Raw genomic sequence first — 15,157 nt, forward strand, 5'->3', positions numbered from 1 at the left:
CGAGAGGTTGCGCCAGAGCGTTGTCGAGCGAAGCGGAAGCCGGTTCGCGTGAGGAAAACGCCCGCTGTTGTGGGGTCCCGGTAAACTCCCTATGCTGTTTTGTTATAGCGTATGAACCTGCCTTCCAGGATTGGCAAGTATGGATTTCCGCCAGCTTAGGACCTTTGCGTGCGTCGCGGAACTCGGGAGTCTGAGCAAGGCATCCGATACCCTGCGGGTCGCGCAGCCGGCGCTGAGCCGGCAGATCAAGCTCTTGGAGCACGAGCTGCGCACCGAATTGTTCACGCGCAACGGCCGCGGCATGGTGCTGACCGATGCCGGCCGGCTGCTGCTCGCGCGCACCGGCGGTATCGTGCGGCAGATCGACCAGATCCGCGACGACATCCAGTCCGCGGGCGGCGCGCCATCCGGGCGCGTCGTGCTCGGGCTGGTGCCGACGGTGAGTTGCGTGATCTCTGCGCGGCTGGCGCGGCGCACGGTGGAACGCTATCCCGGCATCTCGCTCTGCATCGTCGAAAGCTACAGCGGCCATCTGATCGAGTGGCTGCATCGCGGCGAGATGGACCTTGCGGTGATCTACGGCCCGTCGGTCGATCTGCACCTGGCGGTGCAGAGCCTCGGTCGCGACTCGATCGTCGCGGTCGGCCCGCGCGGCAGCGGGCTGAAGCAGAAGAAGCAGGTCGATATCGGATGGCTGCTGCGCCAGCGCCTGGTGCTGCCAAGTCATTCGCACGGGCTCCGCGCCATGATCGAGCATGCGGCAGCAAAGAAGAAGGTCACGCTCGACGTCAAGCTCGAGGCGGATTCGTTCCGCGTGCTGACGAGCCTGGTCGAGGAGGGGCTCGGATACACCATGTTGCCGCCATCCTCGGTGCGCGGCGAGGTCGCCGACGGCCGGCTCGAGACCGCGCCGATCGCGCGGCCGGCGCCGCGGCGCGAGCTGACCCTGGCCTCGCCGGTCGAGCATCCCGGCTCCAACGCCATCACGCTGATCGCCAAATTGCTGCGTGACGAGGTCGCCGCGTGCCGCGCCGAAGGGCTCTGGGACATCCAGCTCGCCTGAGCGCGGCTTCGCATCACTTCACCTGGAAGCCGAGATGGCCGCGGAAGCGGTTCTTCAGGTAGGTGCCGTCGCGTGGCGGCAGCGCGCGTTCGACTTCGCCGGCCGCGATCCGGATGCGTGCCAGCCGCGGACCGCCGCCGAGATCGCGCAGGCTCGCGCGGAAGCGTTGAATGCCGGCCATGTCGGTGATGTCGGAGACATGGCCGATGCCCGCGCCGCTAGCGATCACCTCGAGCCTGGCCCCTAAGCCGGAATGGCTGAGCTGCATCCCGGTCTCGCCGAAATGGCCGTTGTCGAGGACCGCGATCGAGAGATTGCCGGGCTGCTTGGTGGCGATGGTCAAGAGGCTGCCGATGCCCATCAGCTGCTCGCCGTCGCCGGTGATCACAAGCACCGGGCGCTTCGGCTGCGCCAGCGCGAGGCCGAGCCCGACCATCGCCGCGCCGCCCATCGCGCCCCAGAGATAGAAATTGCCGGGATGCTCGCCGGCATCGAACACATCATAGGACGAGGAGCCGAGCCCGGAGATCACGAGCAGGTCGCCACGGTCGGTTAGCAGCGCCTTCACGGCGGCGCGGCGATCGAGAGTGCCTGTTGGCGCTGACATCAGTGCGTCTCCTTCGTCCACTTCTTGCGGCCGATCATCCGCTGCGAGATCAGCACCGCGACCTGCTGGTCGCCGTCATAGGCGAGCGAGGCGGCGGCCGAGATCACCTCCTCGGCGTCGTCAGGGTTCTCCAGCCGCAGCACGGTGGTGCCCATGATCTCGAAGGCCTGCGGCGTCGCGCGGCCCATCGGAATCTGCCAGGGATTGAACTCGGCCCATTCGCCGCGCATCGTCACCAGCGTCAGCAGCGGGAATCGGCAGCTCGCCATCAGCGACAGCATGTTGACGCAATTGCCGACGCCGCTCGATTGCATCAGCAGCACCGCGCGGTCGCCGCCGAGCCAGGCGCCGGCGGCCATCGCCACGCCTTCCTCCTCGGTGGTCAGCACCGTGGTCTTGATGTCGGCATCGGCGTGCGACAGCTTGATCAGCTTCGAGTGTCCGGCGTCGGGGACGTAGGACACCTGCGCCACGCCAAAATCCTTCAGCGTGCGGTAGATCGCAACCGGCCAGTCGGTGCTGGTCGCGCTGTCCTGGTGAACGGCAATCTGGTCCATCATGGCCTCGGCTAGGGGCGCGCAGTGGCGCGTCCTCACCGAAGCCATAGCGCGTGAGGACGTTTAGCTCCCGTCGCATCTGTGTCGCGCAGCTATGCCGGAATTGTATATCCCGTCATTGCGAGCCAACGGGTCGCGCGAACGCGCGCCCGATGACAGGCTCCGCGAAGCAATCCATCTCTCCTCATGCGTGGAGGGATGGATTGCTTCGTCGCTTCGCTCCTCGCAATGACGAGTTGCGGGATCAGGATGGCTAGTGTCTTCGAACTCAGGCGTTCGGCTGCAGAAACGTGCCGTACTGCTTTCTCGTGACCACCGCGACAGCGGCCTCTCCGATGACGCGCATCGCCGCCATCATCGGCCACGGCCCAAGGCTGATCCGGCGCACGCCGGCGCGGGCGAGCTCGCCGATTTCGGGAACGCCCCGCGTCACCATGATGTTGACCGGCAGTGGCGTCAGTTGAACGAGCCGCTCGATCAGCGCGAGATCGGTCAAGCCCGGCACAAAAATGCCGTCGGCGCCGGCATCGGCATATAGCTTCGCGCGCCGCGCCGCTTCATCCAGGCATTGCTCCGGCGAGCCGAACTTCAGCAGAAACGGATCGGTTCGCGCATTGATGAAGAGACGAATGCCGAGCTGTTGCGCGGTGTCCCGCACCGCCCTGATCTTCGCGGCATGCTGCTCGGGGTCGACGAGCTGCCGCTTGCCGCGCAAAAGCCCGTCCTCGATATTGATGCCGATCGCGCCGGCTTTCAAGATCCGCGCCGCCGAATGCGCTGCGGCGTCCGCGGTGTCGCCATATCCGGCCTCCAGATCGATCGAGACCGGGACCGGGATGGAAGCGGTCATTCGCGAGACCAGGCCTTCCACGATGTCGAGCGGGGCATTCTCGCCATCGGCAAAGCCGAGTGCGGACGCCACCGCGCCGCTGCTGGTCGCGATGGCCGGCGAGGTCTTCGCGATCGCCTTGGCGGTCGCGACATCCCAGGCGTTGAACAGGACCAGTGGATCGCCTGTCCTGTGAAGACCGTGAAACGCTTCGGCGTATTGCTGCTGTGTCGTGGCGTCCATTGCGCGCACTCCTGTTCAGAGAGAGATTGAAAGACTTCGTGACGTGGTCGCTGGTTGCAGTACGGCTGTTCAGCCGGCGGCGTGGGTCTTGAACCAGTCCATGATCAGACTGTTGACCTCGGCCTCGCGCTCAAGGTGCGGGAAGTGCCCGACATCGGGCAGGACAACGCGCTGATGTGGCCCCTTGAAGAGCGGCTCTTCCTTCATCGAGTACCGCGCCGTCGGATCGTTGCCGCCATAAATCGTCAGCGTCGGCGTATGCATGTCGTTGATCGGCAGCCGGCCCGCAACTCCCGCATCGACCAGGCCACTGTAGTATTTCAGCGCCGCCTTCATGGTGCCGGGAGAGCTGAGCGTCTCCTTGACCGAGCGGAGATGCTCGTCGTTCTCCAGGGTTGGCGACCACAACTTCCAAAGGTAGTCGACGAAGGGAAGTCCCTCGATGTCGACCGCCGCGTGAGCGCCAGGCACCGTAAAGAAATAGACATGGAAGACCGATCGAACGGCATCGGGATCGCTCCTGAGGCTCGCGATTGTGATCGGGTGCGCGGTGTTCATGACGACCGCGGCCTTGATCGCTGACGGTGCCGTGGCCAGCGCCTGGAAGGTCGACGTGCCGCCCCAATCCATGCCGACGACACACGCCTGTCCGTCGTCGCTCAGCGCCGCGATCAGCGCTTCGAGATCCTGGCCCAGCGCGATCGGATCGAAGATGCCGTCGGCCGGAATCTCGGTCGGCGCATAGCCGCGCAGGAACGGTGCGACCGCACGATATCCGGCATCCGCGAACACCTGCAGCTGCTTGCGATAGGACCAGGCGTTGTCGGGAAAGCCGTGCATGAACATGACAAGCGGTCCGCTGCCCTGTTCGAGATAGGCAAACCGCACGCCGTTGGCCTGCACGTATTTCAGCGTGGGTTCGCTGCCGGCGGGGTCAGGCGTTGCCAGTGCGGTGCTTCGGGTCGTCATCGCTACGCTCCATATTTTGTCGTCGTTGCTCTCCTGGATAAATATGTGCGTTGCGCACATATCTGGTCAAGTTGTTTTTTGTGCGTAGCGCACATATTATTCCCCGCATGGAAAACGGAATCGCCAATCTGCTGGGGGCGCTGTCGCTCGCCGTTACGGATCGTATCGAGCAAGGCGCACGCGAAGTGGTCGGCCGCGGCGGCGAGACACCCGCGGCGCTCATCGTCATCGGCTATGGCCAGGGCATGACCAATGACAAGCTGAGGCGGATCCTCGGCCTGTCGCATTCCGGAACTGTCCGGCTGGTGGATCGCCTGGTTTCGGATCGGCTTGTCGAACGTCGCCCCGGAAAGGACGGCCGCGAGGTCGCCTTGCACCTGACGGCGTCAGGCGCTGCATCCCGCAACGAACTGCTGGCGTCCCGGATATCGGCGGTCACGTCATTGCTCGATGTGCTGTCGTCGGCCGAACGGAAGCAGCTTGCGACATTGATCCGCGAGCTGCTGGCAAGGCAGGATACCTCGGAGATGGACCGCTTCACGATCTGCCGGATGTGCGACGACCGGGTCTGCACCAATTGCCCGTTGCCGACGAACAAGAGCCAGCACGTTCGCTAGAGGGATGACCCTACTCCGAGTCGAGCGGCAGGCTCCGCTTCACCTCGCCCCGCGTGCGGGGAGAGGTCGGAACGCATCCTTGGATGTGATCCGGGTGAGGGGGAGCCTCCGCAAGCACAACTATCGCCGGATACGCGGAGACGGCCCCTCACCCCAACCCTCTCCCCGCAAGAACGGGGAGAGGGAGCGCAGTGCCATCGCGGTCACTGCTCGACCTTATGGCGCTAGCGCCTTGCCGTCAGCTTGCGGTCTTGCCGACCGTGAAAACGTACATGTCCCAGAACGTCTCGGGATGATCGACCTCGAAGCGGTGCCACTGGTCCAGATTGGTCTCGTCGGCCGCGCCCGGAAACTGTTTGCGGAATTGGTCGAGCACCGTCGGATCGTCAAACGGCTCGAAGCCCTGGAACGTCAGACCGTGTTCGTTGAGGAATGCCGCGATCTCGGGAATCGCGAGGCGGTGTTCCATGACATTGAACAGCAGATCGCGGCAGCCGCTCATGCTGTAAAAGTCCTTGGCGCCGATCAGCGGCTTCCATTGTCCGGCCTCGCGAAAAATGTCCCGCCGGCACCGTCGGATGTCGTCGGCGGTGGCGCGATAGTTGCGCGCGGCGATGCGGGCGCGGGCCTCCACGATGACGCGGCGGGCCAGGTCGCTGTACAGGCCGATGCGCATCGTGCCGCTCGGCCGCAGCAGCGAGACCAGCACGCGCCAGCCGGCAAAAGGCTCGGCAAGATGGTGCAGCACGCCGACCGACTCGATGCTGTCGAAGGTGCGGTCGATCGCGCCCAATTCCAGGATATCCGCCTGCGCATATTCGATGTTGGTCAAGCCCAGCTCGCGCGTCTTGCGGCGCGCATAGGCGAGGCTGGTCATGCTGATGTCGACCGCGAGCAAGCGGGCGTTCGGGTAGACCTGCGCGATCTGGATCGCGTGCGAGCCGGTGCCGCAGCCCGCGATCAGGATATCCAGCCTGGCTTGCTGTTCGGCCGTCGCGACGGTTCGTCCCCGCGCCCGGTCGGCCGCGAATGCCGTCAGCGGGTTCACGGTCCAGCGCGGATAGGGATTTTCCTCGTACTGGCGCATCACCTCGACGGATACATCGTTCCTGATCGGGGTGAGCGTTGGAATAGAGCTGCGCCCTGCCATTTCCTCGCGCGGCTCGCGGAGCTGCACCCGCAACAGGCCGGCGACGGCCGCAGGCCAATCCCGGCGCAGCAGCGCGTCCGCCTGCGGGAGCGCGTGAAGCGGGAAATAGGCTGCGACGACCGCGAGCACGAGCGGCGTGATCGCAGCCCCTGATGCCGGGTCGCGCAGCAATCGGTCGCGCAATGCGCCCGCAAGTTCGCTTTCCAGCTCGGCCTGCCCATAGGCATATTCGTTGATGAAGCATTGCCGGGCAAGCGCGCAGGCAAAGGCGACGATCTCGTCGTCCGCTGCGTCCCGATTGCTCGCGAGCCGCAGCAGTTCGGCCCGCGCATGTCCCAGCAGCACCTCGAGCTGCATGTTCGCCAGTGTCGTCGCTTCCATCGCCGAGCGCAGGAACAGGTCGCGCGCAAGCGGGGCGACGCTGTCAGTGCCAAACAATTCGGCGTTCGTCACCGGCAGCGGCCACTTGCCGGCGATCCGCCCGACATAGCTGGTGACGGTTGGACTCTGCAGGATGAAGCTGACGGCCCTCGCATCCATGCCGAGCGCGAGCGCCTTGCTGAAATGCGCGGCCGCCTTGGCACGATTGCCCAGCGCCTGGTAGGAATTTCCGGCGTTGTAGTGGCAGGCGGCGTTGACCTCGTCGGAGGCAATTGCCTTCGCGAACGTCTTCACGGCCGATCGGTGATCACCCGCTGACTGCGCCATCAGGCCGAGCAGGTTCAGGCTCTGCACATGGCAAGGCTCACGCGCGAGAATTTGCCGGCAAATCTCCTGCGCTTCGTTGAAGCGGCGCATCCCGTAGAAGCGGCTTGCCTCGGCGGCAAGGCCGGCCATGCCGATGCCTGCGGAACCGAAAGCGGGTGCGTTTCCGGCGGACTCGTCCCGTCGCTTACCGGCCGCACGCCGTTCTTTTCGGTTCATGTTCCGTCAACTGGCCCAAACTGCAAGATGCTGCCGGACAGCGCGCCGAAACGGCTCCAGGCTCAGCCCGGGATCCGCACCGGCAGGTTCTCGATGCCGCGCACGAAGCTGGAATAGACCCGCTTCGGCTCGCCGACCACCTCGATGCGGTCGAAGCGCTTCAGCATCTCCTGCCAGACGATCTTGAGCTGCAGCTCGGCGAGCCGCATGCCGACGCAGCGGTGGATGCCGAAGCCGAACGACAGATGGATGCGCGGCCGGGCGCGATCGATAATGAACTCGTCGGGGCGGTCGATCACCTCGTCGTCGCGGTTGCCGGAGACGTACCACATCACGACGCGGTCGCCTTTCCTGATCGTCTTGCCGCCGACCTCGGTGTCCTGGAGCGCGGTGCGCCGCATATGCGCGAGCGGCGTCTGCCAGCGGATCACCTCCGGCACCATGGTGTCGATCAGCGCGGGGTTCTCCTTCAGCTTCCTGAACTGGTCGGGATGCTCATGCAGCGCCAGCACCGAGCCGCTCATGGTGTTGCGCGTGGTGTCGTTGCCGCCGACGATGAGCAGGATGATGTTGCCCATCAGATTGTCGGGGTCCATGTGCCGGGTGGCGTCGCTGTGCGCCATCATCGACAGCAGGTCGTTCCTCGGCGGCGCGTTGACGCGCTCGTTCCACAGCTTTGAGAAAGTGGCGTAGCACTCGTCCATTTCCTGCCGCCGCTGTTCCGGCGAGTCGACGACGCCGCTCTTCGGCAGCGCGGTGGAGACGTCGGACCAGCGCGTCAGCTTGCGTCGCTCTTCCCAGGGGAAGTCGAACAGCGTCGCCAGCATCTGGGTGGTCAATTCGATCGAGACGCGCTCGACGAAATTGAAGGTCTCGTTGCGTGGCAGATTGTCGAGCACGCTCGCCGAGCGCTGGCGGATCAGCTTCGCCAGCTCGTCGAGATGATTAGGCGTGAACATCGGCGAGACGGTCTTGCGCTGGTGGGCGTGCTTCGGCTGGTCCATCGCGATGAAGCTCGGATAGTCGTAGCCGGGCGGCACGTCGCGGATCGAGATGCCGCCGAGCGTGGAGTCCGAGGAGAAGATGCCGTGGCTGGTGTCGACATGCATGATGTCGTTGTACTTCACCACAGACCAATAGGGCTCGATCGGCGAATTGGTGCAGTAGTGCACCGGCTCTTCCTTGCGCAGCCGCTCGAACCACGGCCACAACGTGTCGTTCTGGAATAGTTTTGGCGCGCCGGGGTGAAAATCCCTGAGGGGCGTCGCATAGGCTTCCTCGCGCGCCTGGCGCAACAGCTCGGCCCGGTCGGCACGGATGGCGGTCTGGACGTTCATGATTCTTGATCCCGGTTGGCTCGCGATGCGTCAGGCGGCAATGCGCACGGGCAGCGTCTCGTAGCCCTTGATGAAGCTGGAATACACCCGCTGCGGCTCCTCCACCACCTCGATCGTGTCGAAGCGCTTGAGGATCTCCTCCCAGATGATCTTGAGCTGCAGCTCGGCGAGACGCAGCCCGACGCAGCGGTGGATGCCGAAGCCGAACGAGATGTGGGTGCGCGGCCGGGCGCGGTCGATCAGGAACTCGTAGGGTTTTTCGATCGCCTCCTCGTCGCGGTTGCCCGAGACGTACCACATCACGACCTTGTCCCCCTTCTTGATCTGGCGGCCGCGGAACTCGAAGTCGGCGAGCGCGGTGCGCCGCATATGGGCGAGCGGCGTCTGCCAGCGGATCACTTCGGGCACGAAACTGTCGATCAGCGCCGGGTTCTCTTTGAGCTTGCGATACTGCTCCGGATGCTTGCTCAGCGCGTAGATGCTCCCGGACAGCGTGTTGCGCGTGGTGTCGTTGCCGCCGACGATCAGCAGGATCAGGTTGCCGAGGAAATTCTTCGGGTCCATGTTCCGCGTGGCGTCGCTGTGCGCCATCATCGAGAGCAGATCGCTCTTCGGTGGCTGGTCAGCTCGTTCCTTCCACAGTCTTGCGAAATAGGTCGCGCATTCCATCAGTTCGGCCTGCCGCTCGTCCTCGGTGGCGACCAGGCCGCCCGCGCCGGGCAGGGTGGTCGCGACGTCGGACCAGCGGGTCAACTTGCGGCGATCCTCCCACGGGAAGTCGAACAGCACCGCGAGCATCTGCGTGGTCAGCTCGATCGAGACCTTGTCGACCCAGTCGAACACCTCGCCGCGCGGCAGATTGTCGAGGCACTCGGTCGAGCGGTTGCGGATATTGATCGCGAGCTCGTCGAGGTGCGTCGGCGTGAACATCGGCGCCACGGTCTTGCGCTGCGCCGAGTGGCGCGGCTGGTCCATCGCGATGAAGCTTTCGCGGCGCAGGTCCGGCGGCACGTCGCGGATGGTGATGCCGCCGAGCGAGGCGGCCGAGGAGAACACCGCGTGGTTGGTCTCGATGTCCATGATGTCGTTGTAGCGGGTGATCGACCAGTACGGACCGAACATCGAATCCTTGCAGTAGTGTACCGGATCCTCGCGGCGCAGCCGGTCGAAATACGGCCAGAAGGTATCGGTCTTGAACAACTCGGGATGGCCGGGATCGTAATCCGCGAGAGCAAGCGTGTTGGCGCGTTCGCGTGCAGCGTCCAGATTGGTGTCGTCGACCAGATCGATGGTCCCGTGCATGAGCGGCTCCTCAACCGTTTCGCTGCCGGGGCATCGCCGGCGCGACATGTTTTACCGAATTACATTCTCATTCCGCGGTTTGCGCAAGGGCTCATAACGCGCATTTGGCCGCATTGATGTCAGGTCAAAGCGGCCGAATCCGGGCTTTTCCCGCGATGGACGGGCGGGACGGCGATCATGCCCGTTTCAAACGGCGTTTGATTCAATCGGGCGGTGCGGGCGCCGTCTGTTGGCTGGCGGGCTTTTCGCAGGGGTAGGTGTCCTGCATGCCCCACAGCAGCAGGAGAGCGATCACCATCTCGCCTTTCGCGGACCGCTTGTCGGCCGACTTGAGCATGATCTCTTCGGTTTGCTCGCTGGTCAGCGCGAGGTCGTTGGGCATGCAGAACAGCAATTGTCCGCCATGCCGTTTCAGCCAGGCATTGGAAGCCATCAGGCCGCCCCTGACGCCGTCCAGGTACATATGATTGAAGATGCGAAAGTTCTCATTCTTCGGATTGCGATAGGAATCCAGCCGTATGTCGACGGCAGCGGCGGGAGCTGCCGTCAGCGCCAGGAAGCACACCGACATTATCCACTTGCTCATCGCTACCCTTCCTCGCTTGTCCGGCGTGTTCCTTTGTCACCTGATCCGTAAGTATCTCATTCCCGCGATGGGGTTCGAAGCTCGCGCTCGACGACGGTGGGATGGCGGCCGCTTTGCTCCGACCCGGGGGCGACACCGGCATCGAGGACTGCGCTGTTTCCGGCGATGCCGTTAAGGCATGGCCAACCGCACCCCGGCAAAAATCGGCCGGCGATCTCGACCTTGTGTGAAACCTGGATCACACTCGCAGCGACAAACCTGTGCTTTTGATACGCAGAGATTGTCTCGCCTGGAGTTAACCCGTGAACGACATGAGCTGGACCCCGCTGGGGCCGCCGCAGCCGCCCCCGCAACCGGTTCCGCCGCCGATGCCGGTGGCGTTTTCAGGGAACCGGAAGGAGTTTTTCCGGCTGGTCGCGCGCGGCGCCGGGCTCGAGCTCGTCACGCTCGGCTTCTACCGGTTCTGGCTCACCACCGACATCCGCCGTCACCTCTGGTCGAACACCCAGATCGACGGCGACGCGCCGGAATATACCGGCCGCGGCAAGGAGCTCCTGATCGGCTTCCTGGTCGCGCTCGCGATCCTGGTGCCGATCTATCTCGGATATTTCCTGATCGGCATCGAGGCCGAGCATCTCAAGGCGTTCGCCTCGCTGCCGCTGGTCGCCTTCTTCTATCTGTTCGGCCAGTTCGCGATCTATCGCGCGCGGCGCTACCGCCTGACCCGCACGGTGTGGCGCGGCGTCCGCTTCTGGATGAGCGGCTCGGGCTGGATCTATGCGCTGAAGGCCTCGCTATGGGGCGTGCTGGTCGTGATCACGCTCGGCCTCGCGTTGCCATGGCGCGAGGCGGCGCTCGAACGCTACAAGATGCGGCATTCCTATTACGGCGACCTTCAAGGCTCGTTCGAGGGCCGTGGCTGGGAGTTCTTCAAGCGCGGCTGGTGGCTCTGGCTGCTGATGCCGTTCGCGCTCTACAGCACGATCTTCGCCCCGTTCGCCTATGCAGCGTTCAAGGCGATCGAGTGGCGCTGGTGGCTGTCGGGCATCCGCTTCGGCGAGGTCCGGCTGGAATCCACCCTGCGCCGCAGCGCGCTGCTCGGCCTGTACTGGAAGGTGATCGGCTGGGTCATGCTGCTCGGCATGGTGTTCGCGGCCTATCTCGTGCTCTGCACCTTCTTGGTCGCCAGCATGGACGGCTCCTCGATCGAGAGCTTCTTCAAGACCGAGGCGTTCGCCAAGAGCATTCCCCTGATCGTGCTGCTCGGCATCGGCTATCTCGCCTTTGCGCTGGCGATGAACGTGGTGATGCGGGTCTATCTGATGCGCGATCTCTGGGTCCGGGTGCTGTCCTCGACCATCGTGCACAACATCGGCGCGGCCGCCGACGTCACCGCGCGCGGCGATCTCGCCAATGCGCTCGGGGAAGGTTTTGCCGACGGCCTCGACGTCGGTGGTTTCTAAAGCATGATCCGGAAAAGTGCGAAGCGGTTTTCCGAGAAGATCATGCTCAAAAAAGGAGCTAAAGCGCGATGACGATTCAACCCAATCTCGCCGCGCTTTAGCGACATGGACTCCGGTACCAGCGAGACCAGCTCCGCGGCGACGCCTGCACCGGGCGCCGTCTTCTTCGACGGTGCATCGAACCGGCGGCGCGTCGTCGTGCTCAAACTGTCCGATGCGCTGGAGATCAGGGAAGACGGCGAACTGCGCGCGCGCTGGGCGTTTGCCGACATCCGCCGCGCCGACAGCCCGTCCGGTCTGTTGCGGCTGAGCTGCCTGACCGCGCCGGCTCTGGCGCGGCTCGAAATCCGCGACACCAAGCTGATCGCCGAACTCGTCGCGCGCTGCGACGCGCTCGAGGCGGATTTGCCGAACCGCCGGGGCGTCGCCGCGATCGTCGGCTGGTCGCTCGCGGCCGCGGTGTCGATCGTGCTGGTGGTGCTGTTCGGCGTGCCGCTCGCCGCCGAGCGGCTGACGCCGCTGGTGCCGGATTCCTTCGAGCGACGGCTCGGCGACGTCGCGGACGCGCAGGTCAAGGTGGTGTTCGACGGCAAGCCGTGCAGCAACGCGGCCGGCCAGGCGGCATTCGAGAAACTGGTCGGCAAGCTGCGGGAGACCGCGGGCCTCGACACCTCGGTGCAATCGGGCGTGCTGGCGACCTCGGTGCCGAACGCCTTCGCGCTGCCGGGCGGCAAGGTCTATCTGTTCGAGGGGCTGCTGGAGAAGGCGGAAAACCCCGACGAGATCGCCGGCGTCCTGGCGCATGAGCTCGGCCATCTCCGCCACCGCGACAGCATGCGCGAGCTGATCCACAATGGCGGCTCCTCGTTCCTGATCGGGCTGCTGTTCGGCGACATCACCGGGTCCGGCGCGCTGGTCTTCGCCTCGCGCTCGCTGGTGACGTCATCCTATTCGCGCGACGCCGAGACCAATGCCGACAGCTTCGCGATCGAGACCATGCACACGCTCGGCCGTCCGGCGAAGCCGATGGGCGAACTGATGTTCCGCGTCACCGGCAAGGAAGGCGGCAAGGGGCTCTCGATCGTCGCCAGCCATCCGCTGACCGAGGATCGCCTCGCGCGCATGGACAAGGCCGATGCAGCCGGCCGGACCAGCGGCCAGCCGCTGCTGTCGTCGGCCGAATGGCAGGCGCTGAAGGGCATCTGCGGATCGGGCAAGGGCAAGGTGTGAAGCAGGGGATTTCGGACTGGAGCAGTCCCATGCCGCGTGACGTCAGATACTGGTTTCCCGCCAAGCGTTACGGCTGGGGCTGGGGACCGCCGAACAACTGGCAGGGCTGGTCGGTGGTCGCCGGGTTTGCCGCCCTGATCGCCATCGGCGCCGCGACGATCCTTCCGCACTCTCGCCCTGGCTTCATCTCCTACGTCGCCGTGCTGTGCGTCCTGCTCACCGCCGTGTGCTGGTGGAAGGGCGAGCCGCCCCGCTGGCGCTGGGGCGGCGACTAGAGCATGTTGAGATCAGTTCGAACGGCGACCGCAACGGCGCTGCGCTCCCTCGCCCCGTTCTTATGGGGAGAGGGTTGGGGTGAGGGGCTGCCTCCGCGTATCCGGTGATAGCTGCATTTGCGGAGACTCCCCCTCACCCGGAACGCATCTGACGATACGTCATAGCCGAAGCACTGCTTCGGCGTTCTTGAGAACGGCCGCCGAAGGCGGCCTGTGCCTCTTCCCGCACGCGGGGCGAGGTGAAGCGGAGCCAGTTGCTCGATCATCATGACCTAGCGCAACCCCTACTTCACCAGCCTGAACTTGCCGGCCTCGACCTTGATCAGGAAGGCCGACCGCTCGTCGTAACCATTGTGGTCGGTCGGGCTCATCGTCGAGAGGCCGTTGTTCAGATAGACGTCCTTGCCGCGCTCGAGCTCGTCGCGTAACGCGGCGCGGAATTCCGGCGTGCCGGGCTTCGCCGTCTTCAGCGCGCTCGCCGCCGCCCGTTTGAACAGCGTGACGGCGTCCCACAGATGGGCGCCGAAGATGTTCGGCTTTTGCCCGTTGACCTTCTCGTAGGACGACACGAACTCGTCGCGCGCCTGGCGGAACGGATCGCCCGCCGGCAGATCGTCGGCGATGGTGAAGGCCTCGCCGGTGAAGATTGCGGCCTCGACATTGGCGCCGCCGAGCTTGATGAATTCCTCCGACGCGACGCCGTGGGTCTGGAAGATCTTGCCGGCATAGCCGCGGCTGCGCAGCGCCTCCTGCGGCAGCACCGCCGGCGTGCCTGCGGAGGCGATGAACACCGCCTCCGGGTTGGTCGCGATCACCTTCAGCGCCTGGCCCATCGCGCTGGTGTCGGCGCGCGCATAGACCTCATGGGTCGTGACGGTGAGGCCGAGCGTGGGCGCCAGCCGTGACACCTCGTTGTAGTAGCCTTCGCCATAGCCGTCGGACACGCCGATATAGCCGAGCGTCTTGATGCCGGATTTCGCGATGTATTTCAGGATCGCCGCCGCCATCAGGTCGTCGTTGGGGACCACCTTGAACGCCCAGCGGCGGCGTTCGTCCATCGGCCGCACGATCGCGGTCGCAGCCGCGAGCGAGATGATCGGCGTCTTGGATTCGAAGGCGACGTCGAGCATCGGCATGGTCACGGGGGTCAGCGAGGAGCCGATCAGGATATCGACACCGTCCTGGATCACGAGGCGGCGGGCATTCTGCGTGCCCTTGGTCGGGTCGGACTCGTCGTCGAGGGCGATATAGACCACCTTCTCGCCGCCGATCTCCTTCGGCAGCGCGGCGATGGTGCGCATCTGCGGCTGGCCGAGCGCCGAGCCCGGCCCGGATCCGGACACCACGACGCCGACCTTGATGTCGGCACGCGCGTCCGGCGCAACCAACAGCGCGCCCGCGAGTATCCAGAGTCCGGCCATGGCCAGCTTCATTGCAATTCCTCCCAGCAGGTTCTTTTTGTGTCAGTGCGGCCAATGATAGCCGACCGGCGTCCGGTTTCGCATCTTATTGATTCCGCCTGATGCGTCTGTCCCCCTGATTGGGGACATCCGGGCCTCGGCTGCGGCCCGGTCGTGAACCTGACGTTTACCAATCCCCTAAAGGCCGCAGGAACCAGTTTCCCTAATCGGGCGGCAATGTCCTGCTGTTATTGAAGGACAGGAAAAGGGACTACGAACCATGTTCAGCATTGTTCGGATCCTCGTCTTGATCGCATCTCGATATGCGGGATCCGTGGTTGCAGGCGTGCAGTTGGACGGCGCGTGGCCGTCGCAAGCGGTCCACGTCCATGATTGAGCATCATCCGATCGCGCCGGAGCACGCGCGTGCCATCTGCGAAGAGATCGGCGAGCGACTGCGCTACGTGCTGCGCGACGATTACGCCGATTTGCCGCCAAGGCTGCGCGAACTTGTCAACGAGATCGCTCTGCGGGATTGCGAGGCGCCGTCGCTGGTGCCGGCAATGGTGGAGATGATGCGGCCGCTGGTCGTCGCGGCCTAGGAT

General features: G+C 64.9%; 15 protein-coding genes. 6 read left to right on the plus strand and 9 right to left on the minus strand.

Annotated elements, in window-relative coordinates:
- Positions 1 to 139 precede the first annotated feature (139 nt).
- Positions 140 to 1,063, plus strand: a complete 924-nt coding sequence (locus JQ573_RS35560) for a LysR substrate-binding domain-containing protein (protein ID WP_092116489.1) — start codon at positions 140 to 142, stop codon at positions 1,061 to 1,063.
- 13 nt (positions 1,064 to 1,076) lie between these two features.
- Here the strand turns inward: JQ573_RS35560 and JQ573_RS35565 are convergent, their stop codons facing one another.
- The 4 genes from JQ573_RS35565 to JQ573_RS35580 all read right to left on the minus strand — a co-directional run bounded on the left by JQ573_RS35565 (position 1,077) and on the right by JQ573_RS35580 (position 4,268).
- Positions 1,077 to 1,670, minus strand: a complete 594-nt coding sequence (locus JQ573_RS35565; protein WP_212319504.1) for a thiamine pyrophosphate-dependent enzyme — start codon at positions 1,668 to 1,670, stop codon at positions 1,077 to 1,079.
- Complete coding sequence (locus tag JQ573_RS35570) at positions 1,670 to 2,230, minus strand: thiamine pyrophosphate-binding protein (protein WP_212319506.1); 561 nt, start codon at positions 2,228 to 2,230, stop codon at positions 1,670 to 1,672. Before JQ573_RS35570 ends, JQ573_RS35565 begins: the two co-directional genes overlap by 1 nt.
- A gap of 265 nt (positions 2,231 to 2,495) precedes the next feature.
- On the minus strand, positions 2,496 to 3,299 hold the full coding sequence (locus JQ573_RS35575) for an isocitrate lyase/phosphoenolpyruvate mutase family protein (RefSeq protein ID WP_212319508.1): 804 nt from the start codon (positions 3,297 to 3,299) through the stop codon (positions 2,496 to 2,498).
- Between the two features lie 69 nt (positions 3,300 to 3,368).
- Complete coding sequence (locus JQ573_RS35580) at positions 3,369 to 4,268, minus strand: alpha/beta fold hydrolase (protein WP_212319510.1); 900 nt, start codon at positions 4,266 to 4,268, stop codon at positions 3,369 to 3,371.
- 107 nt (positions 4,269 to 4,375) lie between these two features.
- Between JQ573_RS35580 and JQ573_RS35585 the strand changes: the two genes are divergently transcribed.
- Positions 4,376 to 4,885 carry a MarR family winged helix-turn-helix transcriptional regulator gene (locus JQ573_RS35585; protein ID WP_212319512.1) on the plus strand — a complete coding sequence of 170 codons (510 nt, stop codon included), beginning with the start codon at positions 4,376 to 4,378 and terminating at the stop codon, positions 4,883 to 4,885.
- Between the two features lie 238 nt (positions 4,886 to 5,123).
- Here the strand turns inward: JQ573_RS35585 and JQ573_RS35590 are convergent, their stop codons facing one another.
- The 4 genes from JQ573_RS35590 to JQ573_RS35605 all read right to left on the minus strand — a co-directional run bounded on the left by JQ573_RS35590 (position 5,124) and on the right by JQ573_RS35605 (position 10,184).
- Positions 5,124 to 6,872: a bifunctional 2-polyprenyl-6-hydroxyphenol methylase/3-demethylubiquinol 3-O-methyltransferase UbiG gene (locus JQ573_RS35590; RefSeq protein WP_212319514.1), complete on the minus strand. Its 1,749-nt coding sequence runs from the start codon at positions 6,870 to 6,872 to the stop codon at positions 5,124 to 5,126.
- Between the two features lie 149 nt (positions 6,873 to 7,021).
- A complete protein-coding gene (locus JQ573_RS35595; RefSeq protein WP_212319516.1) occupies positions 7,022 to 8,296 on the minus strand; it encodes a cytochrome P450 in 1,275 nt (424 codons plus the stop codon).
- Positions 8,297 to 8,326: 30 nt separating this feature from the next.
- Positions 8,327 to 9,598 (minus strand): cytochrome P450, encoded by a 1,272-nt coding sequence (locus JQ573_RS35600; RefSeq protein ID WP_212319518.1) that lies wholly within the window; start codon positions 9,596 to 9,598, stop codon positions 8,327 to 8,329.
- 202 nt (positions 9,599 to 9,800) lie between these two features.
- Positions 9,801 to 10,184: a hypothetical protein gene (locus JQ573_RS35605; RefSeq protein WP_212319520.1), complete on the minus strand. Its 384-nt coding sequence runs from the start codon at positions 10,182 to 10,184 to the stop codon at positions 9,801 to 9,803.
- A gap of 311 nt (positions 10,185 to 10,495) precedes the next feature.
- Between JQ573_RS35605 and JQ573_RS35610 the strand changes: the two genes are divergently transcribed.
- The 3 genes from JQ573_RS35610 (at position 10,496) to JQ573_RS35620 (ending at position 13,152) form a co-directional block, all read left to right on the plus strand.
- Entirely contained in the window at positions 10,496 to 11,647 is a 1,152-nt protein-coding gene (locus tag JQ573_RS35610; protein ID WP_212319567.1) for a DUF898 family protein, read from the plus strand.
- A gap of 105 nt (positions 11,648 to 11,752) precedes the next feature.
- Positions 11,753 to 12,877: a M48 family metallopeptidase gene (locus JQ573_RS35615; RefSeq protein WP_212319522.1), complete on the plus strand. Its 1,125-nt coding sequence runs from the start codon at positions 11,753 to 11,755 to the stop codon at positions 12,875 to 12,877.
- Between the two features lie 29 nt (positions 12,878 to 12,906).
- Positions 12,907 to 13,152, plus strand: coding sequence for a hypothetical protein (locus JQ573_RS35620; RefSeq protein WP_212319524.1), 246 nt, complete (start codon positions 12,907 to 12,909; stop codon positions 13,150 to 13,152).
- A gap of 284 nt (positions 13,153 to 13,436) precedes the next feature.
- On the opposite strand, the gene JQ573_RS35625 is transcribed toward JQ573_RS35620, so the two are convergent.
- Positions 13,437 to 14,585 carry an ABC transporter substrate-binding protein gene (locus JQ573_RS35625; RefSeq protein WP_212319526.1) on the minus strand — a complete coding sequence of 383 codons (1,149 nt, stop codon included), beginning with the start codon at positions 14,583 to 14,585 and terminating at the stop codon, positions 13,437 to 13,439.
- A 356-nt stretch (positions 14,586 to 14,941) separates the two neighbouring features.
- Between JQ573_RS35625 and JQ573_RS35630 the strand changes: the two genes are divergently transcribed.
- Positions 14,942 to 15,154, plus strand: a complete 213-nt coding sequence (locus JQ573_RS35630) for a hypothetical protein (RefSeq protein WP_212319528.1) — start codon at positions 14,942 to 14,944, stop codon at positions 15,152 to 15,154.
- Positions 15,155 to 15,157: the final 3 nt, after the last annotated feature.

It is taken from the genome of Bradyrhizobium sp. AUGA SZCCT0105 (genome assembly GCF_018129565.1).
GTDB lineage: Bacteria > Pseudomonadota > Alphaproteobacteria > Rhizobiales > Xanthobacteraceae > Bradyrhizobium.

Coding starts and splice junctions, on each gene's coding strand:
- JQ573_RS35560 (WP_092116489.1), top strand. CDS start 140: ATGGATTTCCGCCAGCTTAGGACCTTTGCGTGCGTCGCGGAACTCGGG.
- JQ573_RS35565 (WP_212319504.1), bottom strand. CDS start 1,670: ATGTCAGCGCCAACAGGCACTCTCGATCGCCGCGCCGCCGTGAAGGCG.
- JQ573_RS35570 (WP_212319506.1), bottom strand. CDS start 2,230: ATGATGGACCAGATTGCCGTTCACCAGGACAGCGCGACCAGCACCGAC.
- JQ573_RS35575 (WP_212319508.1), bottom strand. CDS start 3,299: ATGGACGCCACGACACAGCAGCAATACGCCGAAGCGTTTCACGGTCTT.
- JQ573_RS35580 (WP_212319510.1), bottom strand. CDS start 4,268: ATGACGACCCGAAGCACCGCACTGGCAACGCCTGACCCCGCCGGCAGC.
- JQ573_RS35585 (WP_212319512.1), top strand. CDS start 4,376: ATGGAAAACGGAATCGCCAATCTGCTGGGGGCGCTGTCGCTCGCCGTT.
- JQ573_RS35590 (WP_212319514.1), bottom strand. CDS start 6,872: ATGGCCGGCCTTGCCGCCGAGGCAAGCCGCTTCTACGGGATGCGCCGC.
- JQ573_RS35595 (WP_212319516.1), bottom strand. CDS start 8,296: ATGAACGTCCAGACCGCCATCCGTGCCGACCGGGCCGAGCTGTTGCGC.
- JQ573_RS35600 (WP_212319518.1), bottom strand. CDS start 9,598: ATGCACGGGACCATCGATCTGGTCGACGACACCAATCTGGACGCTGCA.
- JQ573_RS35605 (WP_212319520.1), bottom strand. CDS start 10,184: ATGAGCAAGTGGATAATGTCGGTGTGCTTCCTGGCGCTGACGGCAGCT.
- JQ573_RS35610 (WP_212319567.1), top strand. CDS start 10,496: ATGAGCTGGACCCCGCTGGGGCCGCCGCAGCCGCCCCCGCAACCGGTT.
- JQ573_RS35615 (WP_212319522.1), top strand. CDS start 11,753: ATGGACTCCGGTACCAGCGAGACCAGCTCCGCGGCGACGCCTGCACCG.
- JQ573_RS35620 (WP_212319524.1), top strand. CDS start 12,907: ATGCCGCGTGACGTCAGATACTGGTTTCCCGCCAAGCGTTACGGCTGG.
- JQ573_RS35625 (WP_212319526.1), bottom strand. CDS start 14,585: ATGAAGCTGGCCATGGCCGGACTCTGGATACTCGCGGGCGCGCTGTTG.
- JQ573_RS35630 (WP_212319528.1), top strand. CDS start 14,942: ATGATTGAGCATCATCCGATCGCGCCGGAGCACGCGCGTGCCATCTGC.